Annotated in this window: 19 protein-coding genes; 16 read left to right on the top strand and 3 right to left on the bottom strand. The window is 42.0% G+C overall.

Going from position 1 to position 20,579, the window contains the following annotated elements; all coding sequences use genetic code 11:
• The 3 genes from ACTWPM_RS10225 to ACTWPM_RS10215 all read left to right on the top strand — a co-directional run bounded on the left by ACTWPM_RS10225 (position 1) and on the right by ACTWPM_RS10215 (position 3,879).
• Positions 1–1,989, top strand: a complete 1,989-nt coding sequence (locus ACTWPM_RS10225; protein ID WP_443132944.1) for an IucA/IucC family protein — start codon at positions 1–3, stop codon at positions 1,987–1,989.
• Positions 1,990–2,013: 24 nt separating this feature from the next.
• On the top strand, positions 2,014–3,219 hold the full coding sequence (locus ACTWPM_RS10220) for a type III PLP-dependent enzyme (protein WP_443132943.1): 1,206 nt from the start codon (positions 2,014–2,016) through the stop codon (positions 3,217–3,219).
• A 132-nt stretch (positions 3,220–3,351) separates the two neighbouring features.
• Entirely contained in the window at positions 3,352–3,879 is a 528-nt protein-coding gene (locus ACTWPM_RS10215; protein ID WP_443132942.1) for an RDD family protein, read from the top strand.
• A 770-nt stretch (positions 3,880–4,649) separates the two neighbouring features.
• Here ACTWPM_RS10215 and ACTWPM_RS10210 read toward each other — a convergent pair.
• On the bottom strand, positions 4,650–6,059 hold the full coding sequence (locus tag ACTWPM_RS10210; RefSeq protein WP_443132941.1) for a Na+/H+ antiporter NhaC family protein: 1,410 nt from the start codon (positions 6,057–6,059) through the stop codon (positions 4,650–4,652).
• A gap of 208 nt (positions 6,060–6,267) precedes the next feature.
• On the opposite strand from ACTWPM_RS10210, the gene ACTWPM_RS10205 reads away from it, so the two are divergent.
• The 12 genes from ACTWPM_RS10205 (at position 6,268) to ACTWPM_RS10150 (ending at position 16,870) form a co-directional block, all read left to right on the top strand.
• Positions 6,268–7,128 carry a GAF domain-containing protein gene (locus ACTWPM_RS10205; RefSeq protein WP_443132940.1) on the top strand — a complete coding sequence of 287 codons (861 nt, stop codon included), beginning with the start codon at positions 6,268–6,270 and terminating at the stop codon, positions 7,126–7,128.
• Positions 7,129–7,234: 106 nt separating this feature from the next.
• Entirely contained in the window at positions 7,235–7,675 is a 441-nt protein-coding gene (locus ACTWPM_RS10200) for an SRPBCC family protein (protein WP_443132939.1), read from the top strand.
• Positions 7,676–7,786: 111 nt separating this feature from the next.
• On the top strand, positions 7,787–8,926 hold the full coding sequence (locus ACTWPM_RS10195) for a DEAD/DEAH box helicase (protein ID WP_443132938.1): 1,140 nt from the start codon (positions 7,787–7,789) through the stop codon (positions 8,924–8,926).
• Between the two features lie 184 nt (positions 8,927–9,110).
• Complete coding sequence (locus ACTWPM_RS10190; protein ID WP_443132937.1) at positions 9,111–9,869, top strand: CAP domain-containing protein; 759 nt, start codon at positions 9,111–9,113, stop codon at positions 9,867–9,869.
• A 265-nt stretch (positions 9,870–10,134) separates the two neighbouring features.
• Positions 10,135–11,139, top strand: coding sequence for a LacI family DNA-binding transcriptional regulator (locus ACTWPM_RS10185; RefSeq protein WP_443132936.1), 1,005 nt, complete (start codon positions 10,135–10,137; stop codon positions 11,137–11,139).
• A gap of 26 nt (positions 11,140–11,165) precedes the next feature.
• Complete coding sequence (locus tag ACTWPM_RS10180; protein ID WP_443132935.1) at positions 11,166–12,119, top strand: sugar kinase; 954 nt, start codon at positions 11,166–11,168, stop codon at positions 12,117–12,119.
• Between the two features lie 9 nt (positions 12,120–12,128).
• On the top strand, positions 12,129–12,779 hold the full coding sequence (hxlA, locus tag ACTWPM_RS10175) for a 3-hexulose-6-phosphate synthase (protein WP_443132934.1): 651 nt from the start codon (positions 12,129–12,131) through the stop codon (positions 12,777–12,779).
• Entirely contained in the window at positions 12,751–13,305 is a 555-nt protein-coding gene (gene hxlB / locus ACTWPM_RS10170; protein ID WP_443132933.1) for a 6-phospho-3-hexuloisomerase, read from the top strand. The genes hxlA and hxlB overlap by 29 nt, the downstream gene beginning before the upstream one ends.
• Positions 13,306–13,319: 14 nt before the next feature.
• Positions 13,320–13,958: a bifunctional 4-hydroxy-2-oxoglutarate aldolase/2-dehydro-3-deoxy-phosphogluconate aldolase gene (locus ACTWPM_RS10165; RefSeq protein WP_443132932.1), complete on the top strand. Its 639-nt coding sequence runs from the start codon at positions 13,320–13,322 to the stop codon at positions 13,956–13,958.
• 40 nt (positions 13,959–13,998) lie between these two features.
• Entirely contained in the window at positions 13,999–15,036 is a 1,038-nt protein-coding gene (locus tag ACTWPM_RS10160; RefSeq protein WP_443132931.1) for a TRAP transporter substrate-binding protein, read from the top strand.
• Positions 15,037–15,104: 68 nt separating this feature from the next.
• Complete coding sequence (locus ACTWPM_RS10155; protein WP_443132930.1) at positions 15,105–15,584, top strand: TRAP transporter small permease; 480 nt, start codon at positions 15,105–15,107, stop codon at positions 15,582–15,584.
• Positions 15,581–16,870, top strand: coding sequence for a TRAP transporter large permease (locus ACTWPM_RS10150; protein WP_443132929.1), 1,290 nt, complete (start codon positions 15,581–15,583; stop codon positions 16,868–16,870). The genes ACTWPM_RS10155 and ACTWPM_RS10150 overlap by 4 nt, the downstream gene beginning before the upstream one ends.
• A gap of 31 nt (positions 16,871–16,901) precedes the next feature.
• Here ACTWPM_RS10150 and ACTWPM_RS10145 read toward each other — a convergent pair whose 3' ends face one another.
• Positions 16,902–17,537 carry a hypothetical protein gene (locus ACTWPM_RS10145; RefSeq protein ID WP_443132928.1) on the bottom strand — a complete coding sequence of 212 codons (636 nt, stop codon included), beginning with the start codon at positions 17,535–17,537 and terminating at the stop codon, positions 16,902–16,904.
• Between the two features lie 189 nt (positions 17,538–17,726).
• Here ACTWPM_RS10145 and ACTWPM_RS10140 point away from each other — a divergent pair, with 189 nt between their 5' ends.
• Positions 17,727–19,124: an amidase gene (locus tag ACTWPM_RS10140; RefSeq protein WP_443132927.1), complete on the top strand. Its 1,398-nt coding sequence runs from the start codon at positions 17,727–17,729 to the stop codon at positions 19,122–19,124.
• 123 nt (positions 19,125–19,247) lie between these two features.
• Here ACTWPM_RS10140 and nagZ read toward each other — a convergent pair whose 3' ends face one another.
• The gene (gene nagZ / locus ACTWPM_RS10135; RefSeq protein WP_443132926.1) at positions 19,248–20,489 is read right to left on the bottom strand and encodes a beta-N-acetylhexosaminidase; all 1,242 of its coding nucleotides are present in this window, start codon (positions 20,487–20,489) and stop codon (positions 19,248–19,250) included.
• Positions 20,490–20,579 lie beyond the last annotated feature (90 nt).

Here is a 20,579-nt window from a genome sequence, read left to right as displayed (position 1 = left end):
ATGACGATCTCTTTACCTAAGATACGGAAAGAAGGCAAGGTTCCATCGCTGATTGAAGAACAGAGTTGTTTGCGGTTTCTTTACGAGAATAAACCAGAGTACGTTCCTCACTTTCTTGCACAAATGGAAAAAGGAAGAAAAGGCATCCTTCACAAATTAGCCGACTCCATCTTAAGGGAGAACATTAGCGGTTATTATAGCAGTGCTATAGATTTAAAAAAACGGGGAAGCACCCTGATCATTAATGGTAGTACTCATTCCTGGGAAGGGATTTACAAGCACCTGCAGTTGTTTCCGCTTCAAGAAGAAGTAGTGTATAAATTCGTTCCATTGAATCGCTATGCAATCCTTTTCCCAGTGAAGCGAGAATACTCCTTTCATCTCGTTGAAACGAGTGGCGAGATTATTTATCTGGACGAGCAGGGAACACGCATAATTTCGATGGCATCGGAGCTCGTTCAGATCATGTTCACTAAAGAAGAGTATCCGAACATGGATACCTTTATAAAGGAACTGGATAATGGAACAGCGAATTTGACTCTCGCTTATATGTACAACGAACGCTGGAAAAATGCCATTAAACAAGAATCTTCCAAGCTCCAGGCGGCAACTACGCTTGAGTATTTAGCGGAAAAGCAGAAACGAACTTCCGGCTTCTCTAAGAGTTTATTCTTTGAACAACTTGTTGTGGAAGGCCACCATTTACATCCAGGAGCCAAAACGAAGCTTGGTTTATCTTTTAAAGATGTTTTTCAGTACTCCGGTGAATTCCATCAGTCATTTGGCGTCCGATTCGCAGCCATTCGAAGGGATTATCTTCGAACAACCTTGGAAAAGGGGAACATAATAAAAGAATTTTTTCCGGAGAAATGGCACGATGCTGCCAAAGAGCTGAAGCGCAGAGGGTACATTGCTGATGATTTCGACGTGCTGCCGGTTCACCCCTGGCAGTTTGAGCATGCCGTTCCTTTTATCTATGAAGAAGAGATTCACCGTGAAGTTATTATCCTATTGGAAGATACAAAGCTAAGCGCGCAAGCAACCTCTTCCTTTCGAACGGTAGCTCCCTTAGAAAATGAAGCACCAGTAATGAAGCTTGCGGTAAATAGTCAGATGACTTCTACGGTTCGTTCTATTTCCACACAAACGGCTATGAACTCTACCGTATTTTCTTCTATGATCGAGAAGATTATGGATCAAGAAAGTCACTTGAGTGGATTTGTTCCCCTCCATGAATTATCAGGTGCCGCTTTTAAATCAGAAGACCAGTTAAAAAGCAGAAACCTTACGATGCTTGTTCGTGAAAATATTGATGCTAAGCTTGAGAAGGATGAAGCCGCTATTGCAGGAATGGCTCTTTATGCAGAGTCTCCTGTTACAGAAACGACAGTGCTTAAGGAACTTGCAGAACAGATCAGGGTAGAGGAAAGCTTGACGGAATCGCAGGCGGCAGCTGACTTTTTTAACGATTATATCCAAACGGTAATTCCTGCGTATGTTACTCTCATGGTTAAGTATGGGGTCGCGCTTGAAGGGCACCTTCAAAATAGTATTCCTGTCTTTAAAAAGGGACGGCTGACCCGCTTCTTTTTCAGGGATTGGGGAGGGTCACGCATCTATAAAGAAAGGATTCAAAAACAAGACCTGAACCCCTCATTCGCGCCAGGGTCGGTTTCTGTTACCAGTAAACTCTCTGAGGTGCACAATAAGCTGTACTATACGGTTTTTCAAAACCACCTGGGTGAGATGATCAGGCAGCTGGTGCAATATTCGGGTCTGGAAGAAAAGTATTTTTGGAGGCAGGTAAAGCTAACTTGTGAGAAAACCTTTGAAACGTTAGAGGAAGACCCGAATTTAATAGCAGCTGTACAAGAAGATCGTGCTTTTCTATACCAACCTGCTGTGATGCATAAATCACTCACAAAAATGAGGCTGACGGACAGTAAGGGTTACGGCTATAATGAAGTCCCGAATCCGTTAGCTTATTAAACAGGAATGTCGGAGGAGTCAGTCTTGATTATCAATAAAGAACTTACGGTAGAACAGTATATCGAAGAAAAACGTAAACAAACGGAAGATCCAATCTGTGCCTATATCTATGACTTAACACAGTTGAGGGACCATGCAGCTGCCATCAAAGAGAGTCTTCCATCCTTCTGCCGGCTTTATTATGCCGTAAAGGCCAATTCCGATCCGCCTTTGTTAAATACGTTAGATCCGATTGTCGACGGATTTGAAGTGGCTTCAGAAGGGGAAATAAATAAAGTTGCGGCCGAAACAGAGAAATCAATGATTTTTGGAGGACCTGGAAAGAAAGATCGTGAAATTGAAGCTGCTATCCATTCAAACGTAGAATACCTGAATGTTGAAAGTTTTCATGAACTGAATCGAATCAATTATTTAGCCAAACAGAATAATGTAACTGTGCCTATTCTTATTCGTGTTAATTTGAGTGTGAACATGTCAGATAGTCACCTGCGTATGGCCGGTGTACCTTCTCAATTCGGGATAGATGAACGTGAGGTACCTTCCTTTATTGAGACAGCACTTGCAGCTGAATTTGTCTCGATTGAAGGTTTTCATTTTCACTCTATGTCCAACAATTTAGATGCAGAGACCCATATTCGTTTCGTTAAAGTCTGCCTGGATAAATCAAAATCATGGCGAAAACAATTTGGTTTATCAGGGGCGATTGTGGACCTGGGGGGCGGTATTGGAATCAATTACTGGAACCCTGAAGACTCCTTTGACTGGGAAACGCTTGCATCCGGTATTGCAGGACTGGAAAAAGAAGCGGAAGACCTTACATTAATCATAGAAATCGGCCGCTATATGACGGCAGAGTGTGGGTCTTATATAACCGAAATACTTGATATAAAAGAGAATCACGATCAGCATTTTGCCGTGGTCCGAGGCGGCTCACATCATCTTCGTCTACCTGCTGCCTGGAAGATGAGCCATCCATTTCGAATCTATCCAGTGGAAGAATGGCACTATCCTTTTGAACGGCCGGAAGTATTACAAGCTGAGGTTACAGTGGCAGGAGAATTATGCACACCGAATGATGTGCTCGTACGTAAAGAGTATGTGGACCACCTGCGGGCAGGAGATGTAGTTATATTTGAATACGCGGGCGCCTATGCCTGGACTATTTCTCACCATGATTTTTTAAGTCATCCTTATCCCGAGCTTGTCTATTTAAACACCTCTAAACAATAACTCGTTTTATATCACCGGCATCTCCATTTGTACACAGATGGGGGTGCTTTTCTATATTTACGAAGGTATAATAGTTTCAAAAGGAGCAGGAAAACGAGGAAGCACTAAATACGTAAAGGAGAGGTGCTGACTATGTCTTTTGCGCCCTTCAAAATTCGAATATATGCTTTTCTGGTGGACTATCTAATCCTTGTTTTATATGGGATTTTCGTAGTGGGAGGAATTTCTCTTATATTTCAACCATCGATTAAACCCTTATTTTCGCATTCTCCATTAACAGCTGAATGGACCGGCTTTCTGCTGATGACGTTACCTGTTTCGCTCTATTTTATTATAAGTGAGCAATCGAGATGGCAGGGCACCCTTGGAAAAAGGAAGATGCGGGTTCAAGTCGTTGATCAAGCAGGGAAAAGGATAGGAATTGGCCGCTCTATCCTTCGCACAGTTATTAAATTTCTCCCCTGGGAAGCTGCTCATTTTGCCGTTTGGAATTTAATGCTTCCTGCTGGGTTATCAGAAATGACCCTTTATTTGATTTTAAGTGCTGTAAATATCATTGTACTTTTATATTTATTCATTCCTTTGACCAATCAAAAGCGAAAAAATATCTATGACTGGATTGCAGGCACAGTCGTTATCAGCGAAAAAAGAACTTCTTAATAGATGAAGTTCTTTTTCTAGTTGATTATTAAATGTAGTTGTTGTTTTCATAAAAGGCTTATTACACTAAAGGGCCATTTACTTTAAGACTCAGCTTCGAGATATTGGTTATGAGGAAGGTCCTTCGGGGGACGATTTCGCTTTCCGCGGGCATGTGCTGAGCTTCCTCGGGCTTAACAGCCCTGCGGGATCTCACCGATCATGTTCATCCCGCAGGAGTCTACATCGTCCCCCTCCGGACTTGCTAAATCAGCAACTCGAAACCACTTAAGATATCTTCTTGATGCACAAAATGAGCATGGGAGCATGAGGGTTTGTCATGCTCTAAAGATGGGGAATAGCCTGTCACAGGAGCATTTAAGACCAGTTAAGAAGGCGAGGATTCTCTCTTCTGGAAGGGTCCGTTATTCTCCTGTGGCTGGGTTGGTGGGGAAATAGCGAGACTCCCATGGGAGAAGGAACTAGTAGGTGAGATCCCGCAGGGAGTGAAACGAGCGAGGAAGCTCACCGTTCCCCCATAGGAAAGTGTTCAAATGTGGAATCGCCCCGATAGACACGACCAGCATAAGCCGACCATCAAAAGGATGGTGGTTTTTCCATCCGTTGATGAGCGGCTTATGTCTCGAGTGTCTGGGTGATGAAACAAGACGAGGTGTTTCCGTAGCCGCCCCCACCCTTTTTTTGGCGATGGACCCGAGTTATCTCGAAACTGAGTCTTCCAGAAAAGGGAGCTTAACTATAAAACCAACAAGGGAATGTAATATAGGTTGTTAAAGGAAAAAGGAAAGGGTGAAGTACAGAACAGTGGCAGCAGAAGCGGCCAATAAAGCAGGCTTCAATTTGAATTTAGCGTATTTAATGGCGTTTAAATTTAGTATCCCCGCGGTCGTATTGGTATCGTCGCTCAAAGGGGAAGCAAATGCCCCAAATGTTCCGCTTGCAAATACGGCACCTATGACCATCGGCAGAGAACTGCCCGCAACCACAGCTATGGAAACCCCGACCGGCATAAGAATTCCCCATGTTCCCCATGATGAACCAATAAAATAAGAAAGTCCGCAGCCTACAACGAAGATAATGACGGCTACAAAACCAGGCGGAATCCAGCCGAACCAGGAAGAAATCGTAGCTGCAAATTCAAGAGCTTCAGAACCTTTACTAAGCCCCCAAACAGTTGCCAGTAAAATAATAACCCCCATAATTTCATTTCCACCATAAATTAAGCTGTCCATAATTTTTTTAAGCGGCAATGCTGTTATTTTTAAATAAATGACGAATCCAATCAGGGTCGTAACTACACCTAAGACCATGGCGTCCAGTACAGCATCGTTTATGAGGGCCTTAAATCCCTGCTCGCCTTCCTCGACTCCTACCATATACATAAAGAAGAAGGTTAATACGATAACGCTTGCAAGCGGTACAATTAAGTTCCAGGGCTTTGCCGGCAGCTCTTTAGTTACGGCTGGGTGGCAGTCCTGCCAATTATCATCGTCCTTTCCCTTATCCTGGCTCATGTCTTCCGCATCTGTCGCAGGTTTTTTATTACGATGGAAAAAACTTAAATAGAAACCTACAATCAGCATAGAAAAAGCAAAGAAATTAAAGGGTATACTACTGATGTAAAGAGAATAAGGATCGCCTTCCGCATTGGCCTGCTGCAAAGACAACTCGATTACCGATACCATGTAACCTACGAAGGCAGTAGCTACAGGAATCAAAACGACTAAAGGAGAGGCAGTCGTCTCGATGACAAATCCAAGTTCCTGCTTACTCATTGGAATATTCTTTCGCATAGCTTTCATAACAGGCGCAATGGTTACGATACGAAAACTAGGAGCGCTGAATGTACCGAGTGATGATAACCAGGTAAGGATAAAAGCACCCCTTTTTTTATCAATACGTTCAGTTGCTTCCTGAACAAATCCTTTAATACCGCCCGATACCTTCACGATGCCGATTAAAGCAGAAAAGGCGTAGAGAAAAATAATGATTTTCATATTATTTTCATCGGTCAGCCCCTGGACGATGAATGTGAAGCCTGTCATCATTCCTCTGAGCCAGTGCGGATCTACCAAGTATCCAGCCACAATGACAGCGAATAACAAACTGGGAATTACCTGCTTTGTCCAAATGGCAGCAATTATGACGACAACAAAAGGAATAATGGCAATCCAGTCCATAGTATATGTACCTCTTTTCGCTCGATTGGTTCTTATAGGTTGTGTGGAGTTGGCTAAAGATATTCCTTTCGCTTCTATCATTTCATCCTTCATATTAGAACATTACTTAATAGTGACATATTTGTTACTGTAAAAGGGTAGATAACGAATAGCATTTTCAAGTATAGTCAATATATATGATGTAAGAGTATAGAAAGGTGAGTTAGTAATGAATCATCCACCTCAAAGATTTTTTAAACCAAGGAATTTCCAGGATTTTGAGGAAGTAGCTACAAGTATTATAGAACTGATGGATCAATCCACGAATCTTGATACTTTGTTTTTAACCTCTGATGATGGGAAGACCTGTAAAGTCGTACAAGTAGCCAGCCAAAAGGAACCCCTTGTATCAAAGGGAGAAACCTTTCCTTTAGACGGTACTCTCTGCAAAAGAAGTCTCGAACACGGAAATAAAGCACTAACCATTACTGACCTTACAAAAGAAGAAGATGGTCAAGCTATTTTGGGAAAACGCCCATTGGAAGAAGGAAGCTTTATAGCCGTACCTATTTTTTATAAAGATGGATCCAATTATGGAACCATCTGCGGGCTGCATTCAGAGCCCACTCAGTTCTCCCGGGAAAATATTGAATTGTTTGAAACGATGGCCTCGCTTCTGACCTATGTGCTTGAGCTTGAGCGTGCTCAGGAACAGATTAATCAACTGTCAGCACCGCTTGTACCCATTACAGAAAGCGTCGCGATTCTGCCGGTAATAGGAGAAATAAGTGAAGAGAGAGCTGATATGATCATTCAGATGACTCTGCAGAAAAGCCAGGAATGGGATCTCGATGATCTTGTGATTGATCTATCTGGTATTTCTAATATCGATGAGACTGTCGGGGCTTCGTTATTGAAAATTGTAAATATACTTAAGCTGATTGGGGTCACGCCTGTTATAACAGGGATGCAGCCAGACCTTGCCGTGAAAGCTGTTGATAGTCGAGATGACTTAAAAGAAGTAAATAGTCAGCCGGACTTAGGCAGTGCGTTGAAAAAATTGGGCTTTTCTTTAAAAAGAAACGAATAACACGTTTCTACTATCTTTTGTAATTTATTTCTTGATCGAGGCAGGGAAATAAGGTGGAATAGAAATTTGTTATAAGGATTGATTCTGTTTATTTCGGAGGGATTTTATGTCTTTTCTCGAAAAAAGTATAATAATAAAGAAGCCCGTTAATGAAGTCTTTGAAGCCGCAACCGATTTTAAGAACAGTCCAGAAATTATGGATGCCGTAATTAATGTGGAATTGTTGTCAGAGGGACCGGTACAGGAAGGTTTTCAGTTTAAGGAGACAAGAGAGATTAGAGGGAGAAAGGCTTCCTCTGTGATTGAAGTGACTAAATTTATGAAAAACCAGCGCTATTCTGTGCAGAGTGTCCAGAATGGCCTTGATTTGAGGTATCATTATACGTTTTCCGAAGTGAGTGATGGTACGAAAGTTGAGTTTCGTGGTGAACTTTATACGGAAGGGCTTCGTAACAAGCTGGCCAGACCGCTGATCAAAAGAATTATTAGAAAAGAGGATCAGGACCACCTTGTCCATTTGAAAAATTATATCGAAACGAACCGTTAATCGTGTATAATATAAATCAAGCTATGGATTATGTATAAAAGGTCTCTTAACCATCCAATATGGTATGAGGCCTCTTTTTTTTATGATATAGAAAGAAAGGATTTGAAAAATATGAGTGACATCCGAGAAGAATGGTTTAATGAACTATCCCCTTTTTTAAAAGAAGCGTGGAATACCTCTCAGTATGAAACCCTTACTACGATACAGGAGCGGGCTATTCCGCTCGTTTTAAATGGAGAAGACGTACTGGGGGAAGCACCTACCGGCAGTGGAAAAACGCTTGCCTATCTTATCCCTCTGCTTCATAAGATTGATCCAGCCAAAAAGCACACCCAGGTTCTTATATTAGCTTCCTCTCATGAGCTTGTGATGCAGATTAATGAAGAAGTACAGAACTGGACCAAAGGAAGCGGCATTAACAGTACTGCCCTTATCGGCGGAGCAAATATCAAACGCCAAATGGAGAAACTGAAGAAAAAGCCGCAAGTAGTGATTGGCACCCCAGGGCGGGTCTATGAATTAATGAAAAAGAAGAAAGTAAAAGCTCATGAAATCAAAACAGTGGTCATGGATGAAGCAGATCAGCTGCTTGTCCCAGAACATATACGAACGGTCAATGATATTCTGGAAAGCATGCTCAAAGATCGTCAAATCCTTTTGTTCTCAGCAACGATGCCTGAAGAGGTAATTGATGTAGCGCAAGAGTTCATGGATGAAGAAACAGAAGTCGTGCGTGTAGAAACAGAAATACAAAAGCCGGATGTCGAGCATACGTATATGGTGTGTGAAGATCGGGATAAGATTGAAGTCCTTCGTAAGCTTGCCAGGATGGAGGGTTTTAAAGGGCTTGCTTTTCTTCAGGATATTGCAAAACTGAATGTCTTTGCCGAAAAATTAACCTATAAAAACTTAGACCTCGGTCTTTTGCATAGTGACGCAAAGAAAGAACAGCGTGCTAAAGCGATTAGAGAATTTCGGAAAGGGGACTATTCACTTCTTTTAGCAACTGATGTGGCGGCAAGAGGTCTTGATATTAAAGATATTAACCACATTGTGAATTTAGATGTTCCTAAAGATGCCACGGCTTATATTCATAGAGCCGGCCGTACAGCCCGGTTAGGTGCATCCGACGGCACAGTCATATCCCTTGTCAATCCAGTAGAGCAAAAACGCTTGATGAAGCATGCTCGCGATCTTGATTTGTCGTTGCAGGAGAAAGTGATTTATAAAGGTTCTTTAAAAAATGCTTGATTAATTGGTTTATGGGGTATTCTTTAGTATAGATGTGTTAAAGCTTAGTTTAAATAAATTTGAAAATAAGTTTTGGAAACGATTGGCTCGTCCCCTTTGCTTGTGGTGATTTACCTTCGATGAGATAATAGACTTATCAATAACCTCCAGACTTTAGGCAACTTGATGATAAGGAGCGGAGTATATGATTAAAAAACTCCTGTTAGTAATAATAGCAGCTGTCACTATAGGCTCAATAGCAGCCCCGTCCTACGCTCAGGAAATATGGGAAAATAAAGACGACCACATCGGTTCGGTAACGGAGAAAGCACAGCAAGTGGGAAATTGGTTCAGCGGCTGGGATGCTTCCAGTCCATTAATAGAAGAGTTGAAAAAGTATTTTGGAAACGGTGAAATGCCGGAACCTGAACCGGAGCCTGAAATAGAAACTCGCCAAACGCCTGCGGTCCCGGAAAATAGCCAGAATACCTCGCCTAAAGAACGTACTCCGGAAGAAGAAGGTAAAAAGCAACAAACAGACCTTTCCTCTTCTTCTCTTAAAGATTACGAACCATCTGAGTACGAAAAAGAAGTCGTAGATTTGGTGAATGAAGAACGGGCAGCAGAGGGCTTGGAACCTCTGGAAATGTTCAATCGTCTAAGCGGACTTGCGGTTGTGAAATCCCAGGATATGGCCGAAAAAAATTATTTTAGTCATACTTCTCCTACCTACGGGTCGCCATTTGAAATGATGGACGAATTTGATTTTACTTATTGGGCAGCCGGTGAAAATATTGCGGCTGGACAACGCACACCTGAAGAAGTCGTGGAAGGCTGGATGAATAGTGAAGGACACCGGGCCAATATTTTAAATGATCAGTTTACACACATTGGTGTAGGTTATATAGAAGATGCTGGGAGATATGGTACGTACTGGACGCAATTATTTATGAAGCCCCGCTAAATATATAGAATGAAAGCTGCCCCTTTTGGGCAGCTTTTTTTACTGGAATATAAAAAATAAAAATTTTTTACTGGTAAATGAAAATCTGTTGGAAGCCTAATATATAAGTAATTTGAAACCTCCTAAGATTGAAATTAAACGAAAGAATTCTGAAAATAGGTTGTAAAGCGCTTACATGTGTTATATACTTTCACTAAATCGATTTAGTAAATCGGTTTAGTAATAAAATAAATAGTAATAAAAAATAGATATGGAGACTAGCCAAATGAAAAAAATAACCATAGCCGATGTAGCTAATCAAGCAGCAGTCTCAAAGAGTACTGTGTCTCAGTATTTAAACGAACGATATGACTATATGGGTGAAAAAACTAAAGATAGAATCAAAAAAGCAATAGAAGAACTTGGCTATCAACCGAACATAGTGGCTAGAAGTCTGAAGCAAAAGTCGACAAAAACCATCGGAGTTATCGTGGCGAACATATTACACACCTTTTCAACAGAGGTGAGCAGAGCCATTGAAGATGTGTGCAACGAGGAAGGGTTTCATACCATTGTATGTAACGCAGATGATGATCCAGTAAAGGAGAAGCGGTACATTGAAATGCTAAGAGCGAAGCAGGTAGATGGACTTATTATTTTTCCTACAGGAAATAACAGAGAGTTGTACCAGCGCATGCTCGATGAAAAATACCCTGTAGTATTTCTGGATCGTTCTGTTCCGGATATCCCAGTTTCCTCGATCATGCTGGAAAATGAAGTGGCTTCCGAACTTGCGGTAGATCATTTTGTAGAAAAAAACCACCGCAGAATCGCACTCATTACTACTTCTATCATCGATAGCATCACACCGCGTTTGGAAAGGTTGAAAGGCTATCAAAACGCTTTGAAAAAGCATGGAATAGCAGAAAATGAGAATTACATCAGCAGTGTAGCCCCGCAGGAGGTACAAACAGCTTTAGGCCAAATGCTGGGGCAGAATCAACCTCCGGATGCGATACTGGCAGGTAACGACCTGGTTTTAATGGAGATTTTAAAATATGTGAAGCAAAAAGATCTTCGAATACCGGAAGATCTAGCTATTATCGGGATTGATGATGTATCTTTTGCAAGCTTTTATACCCCCACGATTACAACAGTAGCTCAGCCTACATTCAAAATGGGAAAGATGTCCGCGGATCTATTATTAAATAAAATTAAGCAAAACAAGATTCGAGACGATCGGCCTGATTACCGCTTTAAGCCAACTTTAATGATCAGGGAATCGGTTTAACTAGCCACTTGAGGAGGATCAACAATATGAATGATGTCTTAACTATAGGCGATGCAATGATCACGCTTGACCCTTCCCAGACGGGACCAATGCGGTTTGCCTCCACTTTTCAAAGGAAAGCAGGAGGAGCAGAATTTAATGTTGCTATCGGATGTGCTCGTCTGGGACTGCAGACGGGATGGGTCAGCCGCCTAGGAAATGATGAGTTTGGAAAGTATATTAGGAACTTTGCCAGAGGGGAAGGCGTGGATACTTCTGCTGTGAAACTGCTGGATCATTACCAAACTTCTCTTAACTTTAAAGAGATCCGTGAAGGAGGCGATGGAAAGACCTTCTACTACCGCTATCCCTCTCCTACAACAGAACTGACGGAGAAAACCTTAGATATAAATTCCCTTAGAAATACTAGATTACTTCACATTACAGGAGTATTTGCAGCCATTGATCCCCAAAAGAACATTCCTTTACTTAAGCGGGCCATAACCATCGCTAAGGATCATGGAGCTCTTATCTCCTTCGATCCAAATATTCGATTGAAACTATGGAGTAAAGAAGAAGCACAGAAAAACCTAAAACAATTACTCCCTTACGTAGATATTATGCTGACGGGGGTGGACGAAGCTGACCTGCTCCTCGGAGTTAGTCAGCCTGATGAAATCATCGATGCCTGCAAGCAATACGGAATCTCCACCATTGCTATTAAAAAAGGGGAAGAAGGCGCTATTGGTTACTGTGGTAACGAAACATTGAGTCTTCCGCCTAGCAAACCGGTGAAAGTGGTCGATACCGTGGGAGCTGGAGATGGATTTGACGCCGGCTTTATATTCGGGATTCTTAAAGGATGGGGTCTTGAGAGGACATTAAGATTTGCTAATACAATTGGCGCCATGGTTGTTAGTGTTTATGGCGATAATGAAGGACTGCCGGAACTGGAAGAAGTGTTAATTCAATTAGGCGAAAGAGAATTTGTAGAACGGTGAGGTGATTAAATGAATCTTCAGATTGCGTTAGATCGTTTAACCGAGGAAGAATGTATGCATTTGATTCAGGAAACCTATGAGTCTACAGACTGGATTGAAGTAGGTACAGGCGTCATAAAAGAATACGGAATGAGTATTCTTCGGCGCATTCGAAAAGAGTATCCTGAGAAAGTGATTGTGGCAGACATGAAAACGTGTGATGCAGGAAAGCATGAGGCAGCTCAGGCATTTGATGCTGGGGCAGATATTACCACAGTTATGGCTTTTGCTGCAGATCAGACCATTCAAGATATGCTCCAAGTTGCTGAAGACCGAAACAAAAGAATTATGGTAGATCTGTTAGGGATAACAGATCAAGAGAGATTGAAGCAGTTGGCAGCTATGGGAGTGGGTTTAGTCAGCCTGCATTTTGGTAAGGATATGCAGCAATCAGGAGAGATGAGTGATGACTTATTTTCATTAGTAAAGGATCTTCCATCTCTTGAAGTAGCGGTTGCGGGTGGAATTAACTTACCCTCTCTGCCAACGATCCTCGCCCATGAACCGGACACTTTAATCATAGGGAGTGGGATAACCAAGCAGCCTGACCCTAAAGAAACGGCATCTCTTCTGAAAGGAGAAATTGATAAATATGAAGCAAACGATTCAGACGGTCAGTAATGAAGTTACCCAAGTTTTATCACGTATTGATGAAAATCAGGCTACAGAGGTTTCGTTATCTATCAACCAGGCAGCCAGAATCTTTGTAACTGGGGAAGGACGTTCAGGGCTGATGGGAAAGGCTTTCGCCATGAGGTTAATGCATGGAGACTATCCCGTGTATGTCACAGGAGAAACCATAACCCCAAGTATTAAAGATGGTGATCTGCTAATCGCCATTTCCGGATCTGGTTCGACGGCTTCTATCTATCAACAGGCTTTAAGTGCTCAACAGGCAGGGGCAGAGATTATAGCCATCACGACTAACCCAGATTCTAAGCTTGCCGAGATCAGTGATAAGAAATTGATTGTACCGGCAGCTACTAAGAAGCGATTGCCGAGTGAACCAGAAACGATCCAGCCGCTCGGAAATCAATTTGATCAATCTCTCCACTTACTTTTAGATGCTATTATCATTTACAGCTTAAACCAGCGTCCGATGAGTTCATATGAAGAAATGACGAAACGGCATGCCAATTTAGAGTGAAAGAGGAGGCGGACATGGCACATTTACAGCAGTTGAAAAATGCGAAAGTTGTCCCAGTTATAAGAAAGGCCCAACAAGACCAGATCGCAAGCATAGCCAAATCTTTGCAAAATGGCGGGATTAAAGCTATTGAAATCACAGCAGAAACACCAGGCTGTGCCGCAATGATCGCACAGGTAAAGCAAGAGTGTAAGGAAGACTTTCTGGTAGGGGCAGGCACCGTACTTGATGGAGAGACGGCTATCCAAATGATAGCTGCTGGTGCAGATTTTATCGTTGCTCCAACATTTAACATTGAAATGATACGCGCAGCTAAGAGGTATGGAAAACTTTGTATATCAGGGGCGTTCACCCCTACCGAAATTTTGACCGCTTATGAACATGGTGCGGATATGGTGAAGGTTTTTCCAGCGAGCACAGTTGGTTCAGGATTTATAAAAAGTTTAAAAGGACCTCTTCCTCAAGTTTCAATTATGGCTACAGGAGGCATTCATTTAAGTAACATGAAGGAGTTCGTAGAAAGTGGAGCAGAAGTTGTCGGGATAGGAAGTCAATTAGTTTCCGCAAGTACTCTCAATAGTGAAAAAGACTATGAGAGATTGGAAGAATTAGCGAAAGAGTATATGAACCAAGTTTCTGTAATGGAAAGTTGATAAAAATTGAAAGCGTATTCAAATAATAGGAGGTTTATTTATGCAGAAAAAATCATTTTCTATCATTGTTCTTTTCATCGCCGGTATGGTTTTTGCGCTAACAGGTTGTGGCGGAAGTGGAAACGAAACAGGAGGATCATCAGGCGAGGGTGAAGGCGAAAGTTTGAAGATTATTGCAGCGCATAACCAGACTTCACCGGAAAACCCTTATCAAATTGGAATGAAAGAGTTCAAGAAAGTTGCAGAAGAAAATGAAAACGTAGAGGTAGAGGTACACGCTGGAACATTAGGAACTAGCGAGTCTGAGTTAGTAGAAAAGCTTAAACTAGGTGGGGCGGATGTTGTGTTAGTATCTCCAGGATTCATGTCTAAGACGGGGATCCAAGAAATTGATATGTTTGCTACTCCTTATATTTTTGATAGCTATGAGCATTGGGAAAAAGTAGTAGATGGAGAAATTGGCGATCAAATGGCAGATATCATTAATGAAAAATCTAATAACGACTTTAAGCTTCTTGGCTACTGGACAGCTGGAGTTCGCCATTACTATGGTAAGAAGCCTTTGAATTCCATGGAAGACATTAGTGGAATGAAATACCGTACTCAAACTTCCGGTGCCGTTGCTAAATATTGGGAAAGCACAGGGGCAGTTCCAACGGCAGTAGCATGGGGTGAGCTTTACCAGGCCCTTCAGCAAGGTGTAGTAGATGCTGCCGAAAATGCTTATCCTTACTTTGTCCAGCAGAATCACCACAAAACGGAAAACGGAAAATATATTACTGAAACAGCTCATGATTACACCACACGTTTCTTGTTAATCAATGGGAAAAAATTTGATTCATATAGCGACGAACAAAAGCAAACAGTTATGGAAGCGGCCGAAGCGGCTGTGAAGAAAGAACGCGAAGCTTTATATGCTCAAGAAGAAGAGCATAAGCAGCAAGCCATAGATGATGGTGCAGAAGTTAACCAGATCGATCGTGAACCATTCATTAAAAAGGCAGAAACCATTCAAGATGAAACAGCAGAAAGAGTAGGCACTCAAGATATGCTTAAGAAAATAAGAGAAATGAAGTAGAAGAAGGCTGGGCACAGTTAAAATTGTGCCCTTCCCTTTAGTCTTCTTTAAGGAGGGTAAGTGAGAGCATGCTTATAAAATTATTAGAACGAATTCAATTGGTTATTGGCGTTTTATTTCTTGTCGCTTTCTTTATCACGATTGTGATCCAGGTTGTCACAAGGTTTATGGGAGTGTCGGCAGTATGGACAGAAGAAGTGGCTACGTATTCTTTTATCTGGGCCGTTTTTATGGGGGCCTCTGTCATGCTCAACCGCAGAGAGCATTTCAATTTTGATATGCTTTTAAAGAAGTTTAAAGGGAAGGGCAGAAGTACTTTATATTTGATAAATGATTTAATTCTCTTAGTGTTCACGCTGGCTATTACGTATTATGGCTGGCAGGCAGTACTAAACTTCTGGAACTACAATTGGGTTTCGCTCCCGCAATTAAAGATGGGATATGTTTGGATTTCTGTTCCGATCATGGGGGGGACCATGGTGATTTATACATTCGCCCACATTGTAAGAACGCTTAAAAACTTCAGTCAGAAGGAGGCGGCCCAATGATTGGTTCCATTCTAGTAGTATTATTCATCCTATTAATGCTGATTGGAATACCGATTGCTTTCGTAATAGGGATTGTGGCGATGATCGGGATTTTCAATGTTCCTTATATTCCTGAGGTCACCGTTCCAGTTAAGATGTTAAATGGTTTAGACTCCTTTGTACTAATAGCTGTTCCATTATTTATCCTTGCGGCTAATCTAATGAACAGTGGTCAGATCTCTCAAAAGCTAATTGATTTCTCTCTCTCTATCGTAGGTCATATACGCGGCGGACTCGCCCATGCTAACATCCTGGTATCAATGATATTTGCTGGGGTGTCAGGCGCTTCGCAGGCAGATACAGCCGGAGTGGGTAAAATCCTTATTCCTAATATGAAGAAGCAGGGGTATGATACGGAGAATGCTGTAGGAATAACTGCTGCATCATCTACAATCGGGGTTATTATTCCCCCTAGTATCCCTATGATTATTTATGCAGGTCTTACTAATGTATCCGTTGGTGCTCTATTTATGGTAGGGATTATTCCTGGGATATTGGTCGGATTAGGTATGATGATTATTGTTTATGTATTAGCACTGAAAAGAAATTATCCTACCTATCAAAAGGCTTCTATGAAAAATTTTGTTAAGCAATTTCTAGATACGATACCTGCATTAATGACCCCTGTTATTTTAATTGGAGGTATTGTTACTGGGATCTTTACAGCTACAGAAGCAGCAGCATTCGCTTCTTTATACACAGTCCTTGTAGGTATGTTTTATTATAAAACATTAAAACTTAAAGATTTCCCTAAGATCTTAGTGGATACTCTTACGTTAAGTTCTCTTTCTTTATTTGCTTTAGCAGCAGCTAATGCACTTGGTGAACTAATGAGTTACTACCAATTGTCGATGTGGGCGGAGCAGTTTTTCACGAATAATATCGGCAGCAAATGGCTGTTCTTGTTAATCATCATTGGCTTTTTCTTATTTGTAGGAACATTTATGGATGCTATTCCGTCAATGATTTTATTTATTCCTGTCATTCTGCCGGTAGCGATCAGCTTTGATGTGAGTCCTATATTATTAGGGATCATAACGATCATGACCTTAGCGGTAGGGCTTGTTACACCACCGTATGGACTCTGTTTATTATTAGCAGCGAAGATCGGGAAACTGCCGGTCGAACGATCATTTGTGGCTGTCGTTCCTTACATCACAGTTGTCCTGGTAGTGCTTCTAGTAATTGCTTTTATTCCGGGGGTGGCATTTTACCTCCCAGAGTTAATTAGTCCCAATTTATTTTAAATAAAAACAGTCAGCTTAGCTGGCTGTTTTTTTATGACTTTTTTTCTTCTGACAGAGAATGGACATACCCTTTTACAGTAGGTCTGTCGGTATGACTTTCCACCTTAGACCATTGAGTAATGATATAAAACAGGGTGATAAGCATGGCGGCGAGGCCTGTATTCATAAAGCCTGCTGAAGGACGCGAACCGTAATAGTAAAAAGCGACTTCGTGGTAAATAAAAAATAAAAGAGTGGTGAGAGTGAAATAGCCAAAGCGAGATATGAATGGTATAGGTTTATGAAAGGAGCAGGAAAGCAGCAGTGGCGCCCAGTAAACAATGGAAGAAACAGCTAATAGAAAAAGATGCAGTAAAAAGTCGTATCCACCCGGGATCATCGATAAAACTTCAAAGCTGACTACTGCTCCAAAAAAGAAAATGAAAGTGCTGAAAAGCAGGTGATGGCTGCTTGAGACCAGCCAGCGAAAGGATTTACGAAACCAGAGATGGTTTTGGTTCGCATAGAGAATAAACAAAGGAGCGGCACCAAAAGCAACGAAGCTGCGTGTCAAATTTACAGCAGTATGAGAAGTAAGTAAATTTAAAAGGAACAAAACGATCAGGAAAGAGGCGAATCCAACAGGCCAGACAAACTTTTGACTTCTAAGGGGAAAACGGCTTTTCATTCACGTATCCTCTCCTTTTCTTTGCTATAATTTTCCCCGGCTGAATGAAAATAAACGCTAGCTTTTAATTTTCCTGTTGAATTTTAAAACGCTGGTTTTCTGTCAAAGGAGGGAGGGTTAGGTAGTAAATAGTTTATTTTTTAGCGTGTTTCATAGAAAATAAAAGGAAAAGAAAGGGAGGCTGATCAAATGGAAATACATGAGCTTCATAACTTAGATGGAATAGGTCAGCGGCGTTTAATTACGGAAAACAAGGTGAAGCCTGAAGAAGTAGTGGCTCACTATAAGTCAATGATTGAGCGAAAGAATCCTGAGTTGAATGCGGTTGTACATAAGACTTTTGAGGAAGCAGCAAATATAAATAGAAATGGTGATTTTAAAGGACTGCCGTTTCTTATTAAAGATTTAAATGCGATGGAAGGATATCCATTGTCTTACGGTTCTAAGATCATGGATGGATTTACAGCCCCAGCAGATGATGAGATTGTTAAACGTTATAAGCGGGCTGGATTAACGATTTTAGGAAAAACCAATACACCTGAATTCGGTTTTACTCCTGCTACGGAATCTGTACATCTTGGTTTTGCAAAAAACCCGTGGAACCCCGATTATTCTCCCGGAGGATCGAGTGGAGGAGCGGCAGCGGCTGTAGCATCGGGCATGATCCCTTTCGCTCATGGCAGTGACGGAGGTGGATCCATTAGAATTCCGGCCTCGAACTGCGGGGTTTTCGGACTCAAACCAACGAGAGGAAGGACGCCATTTTCCATGCGTTTGAATAGTTTCGCGGTTAGTCACGCTCTAACCCGTTCTGTGCGGGACAGTGCGGCGCTTCTGGACGTTTTGGAAGGTCCGCAGATAGGCGATCTCTTTGCTACTCCTGCTTATCATAAACCTTACACAGAGGTGCTTAAAGAAGAAGTAGGTACGCTTAAGGTTGGCTATCTAGCTGATTTCGGGGAATTGATGGACATTGCACCTGACGTTCAGCAAGCAGTGAACGAAACGGCTCATTTGCTGGAATCCTTAGGACACCACGTAGAAGTCGCTTATCCTGACTTTGATTTGCACCGTTTTATGGATGCTTACGTAACGGTGTGGGTACTTGGAGGAGCGCTGGCTGTTCAGGATGCCGCCCGAATGAATGGAAAGGATCCATCTGCACAGAATCTGGAGAAAATGCTTTCTACTTTGATCGATAAAGCTTCCGGCTTTACAGCTATGGAATACGAACAGGCTCGGATGTTCTTAGCTTCTGAAAGTGAGAAGGTACATCTGTTTTTGGAGGATTATGACGTGTTGCTTCATCCAGTTACTTCTAAGTCGGCATTGCCGCTTGGGTGCTATAACGGCGAAGAAAAGACGATTGATGAAATTCTGGCTGTTTCCGCTCAATATGCTCACCTGTCTCCTATCGCTAATGTGACCGGCCAGCCGGCTATGAGTGTTCCTCTGTACTGGAATGATCAGAACGTGCCGATTGGCTCTCATTTCATGGCGAAGTTCGGGGATGAAGCTACGCTTTTTAAATTGGCCGCACAGCTTGAAAAAGCTAAGCCCTGGTGGCATCGATATAAAGAAATTTAAAAATAAAAGCAATGTTGAATGTGAGGCTGCTCTTCTCTGCCGTTCCAGTCAAAAGAAAATCAGCAGAGATTTTCACCACAAAAACAGAGGAAAAGCGTGCTGCCCGATTAACGGGAAGCACGCTTATTCGATCTGGTTCCATACCTCTTGAATTTGTTTATTTATCTGAGAGTTTTCTAGGGTATCATCATACGATTCACTTAAGTTATAAGCTTCCTTTTTCTGAAGAATTCGTGTGACACTGGTATTTAGCTGCGTTTCTGAAAGTTGTCCGTCACTAACAGCTTTGAGAAGTGAATCCTTTACTTGTTGAAATTGACTGGTATCTGTCAATAAGACCATGTCGGCTCCCGCTTGGATTGAGAGCACCGCGGCTTCACTCGTTCCATAATTATTAGAGATCGCCCCCATAGCCATATCGTCCGTAATGACAAGCCCGTTGAAACCAAGTTGTTCGCGGAGAACGTCTGTAATAATCGTTCTAGACAGGGTGGCTGGATAATCTGGATCCAGCTCAGGAAATAAAATATGAGCAGTCATGACAGCATCTGCACCCTTTTGGATAGCTTTTTGAAAAGGCACCCACTCGAAATTCTGCAGCTCATTCATCGATTGGTCAACGATGGGAAGGTCACGATGGGAGTCGACAGATGTATTGCCGTGACCAGGGAAGTGTTTCACCACTGGAATGACGCGTTCGGATTGTATGGCCTGCATCGCGGGGATCCCCATATGTTTAACACGTTCTGCTGTTTCTCCGAAAGAACGATCACCAATCACTTGGTTATCTGGATTGTTTACAATATCAAGAACAGGCGCAAAGTTCATATTGAAGCCAAATTTTTTTACTTTTTCAGCTAATAGATGACCTGTTTTCTTGGCAAGCTGCGGATCGGTGAGGTCGCCTATTTTCTCACTAGCGGGAAGATTCGTAATAGCACTATCCGGAATCCGGCTAACTCGTCCACCTTCTTCATCAATCCCAAGAAACAGAGGGGTTGGATTTTCCGCATTTGCCTGACGAATTGAATCCACTAAGTCCTGGAGCTGCTGGGCACTTTCCACATTTCGTCCGAGTAATATCACACCTCCGACCTGCTCCTGGCTGATCATCTCTTTTTCCTGATTGCTTAAAGTAAGGGCCTGAACGCCAATGTAAAGGGTCTGAGTGACTTTTTGCTCCAGGGACCATTGTAAAAGAGGCGAAAGTGTATTTTTCTCTTCGTCCGCTTTTGGAGGCATAGGAGAGTGAAGGTAAGCTTCTCTTTGCTCGTTTTGAGAAGAGTTGCCTCTGAGATTAATTAAAAGAATCACGGCTGACACGAGTAGGAGTGTTAGACCAAGAGCTGTAATGGTTCGTTTCAAAGTAAATCCTCGCTTTCAGAAGGGGAGTTTGAACTGTGTTTTGCTTTTTATAAATAGTCCTTTAGCCATTGAAGATTCTGCTTTTCAAAA

Source organism: Halobacillus sp. K22 (genome assembly GCF_052246795.1).
In the GTDB taxonomy this organism is placed as follows: domain Bacteria; phylum Bacillota; class Bacilli; order Bacillales; family Halobacillaceae; genus Halobacillus.
Note: the sequence above shows the minus strand (reverse complement) of the source record. Positions and strands in the feature narration are given on the sequence as shown.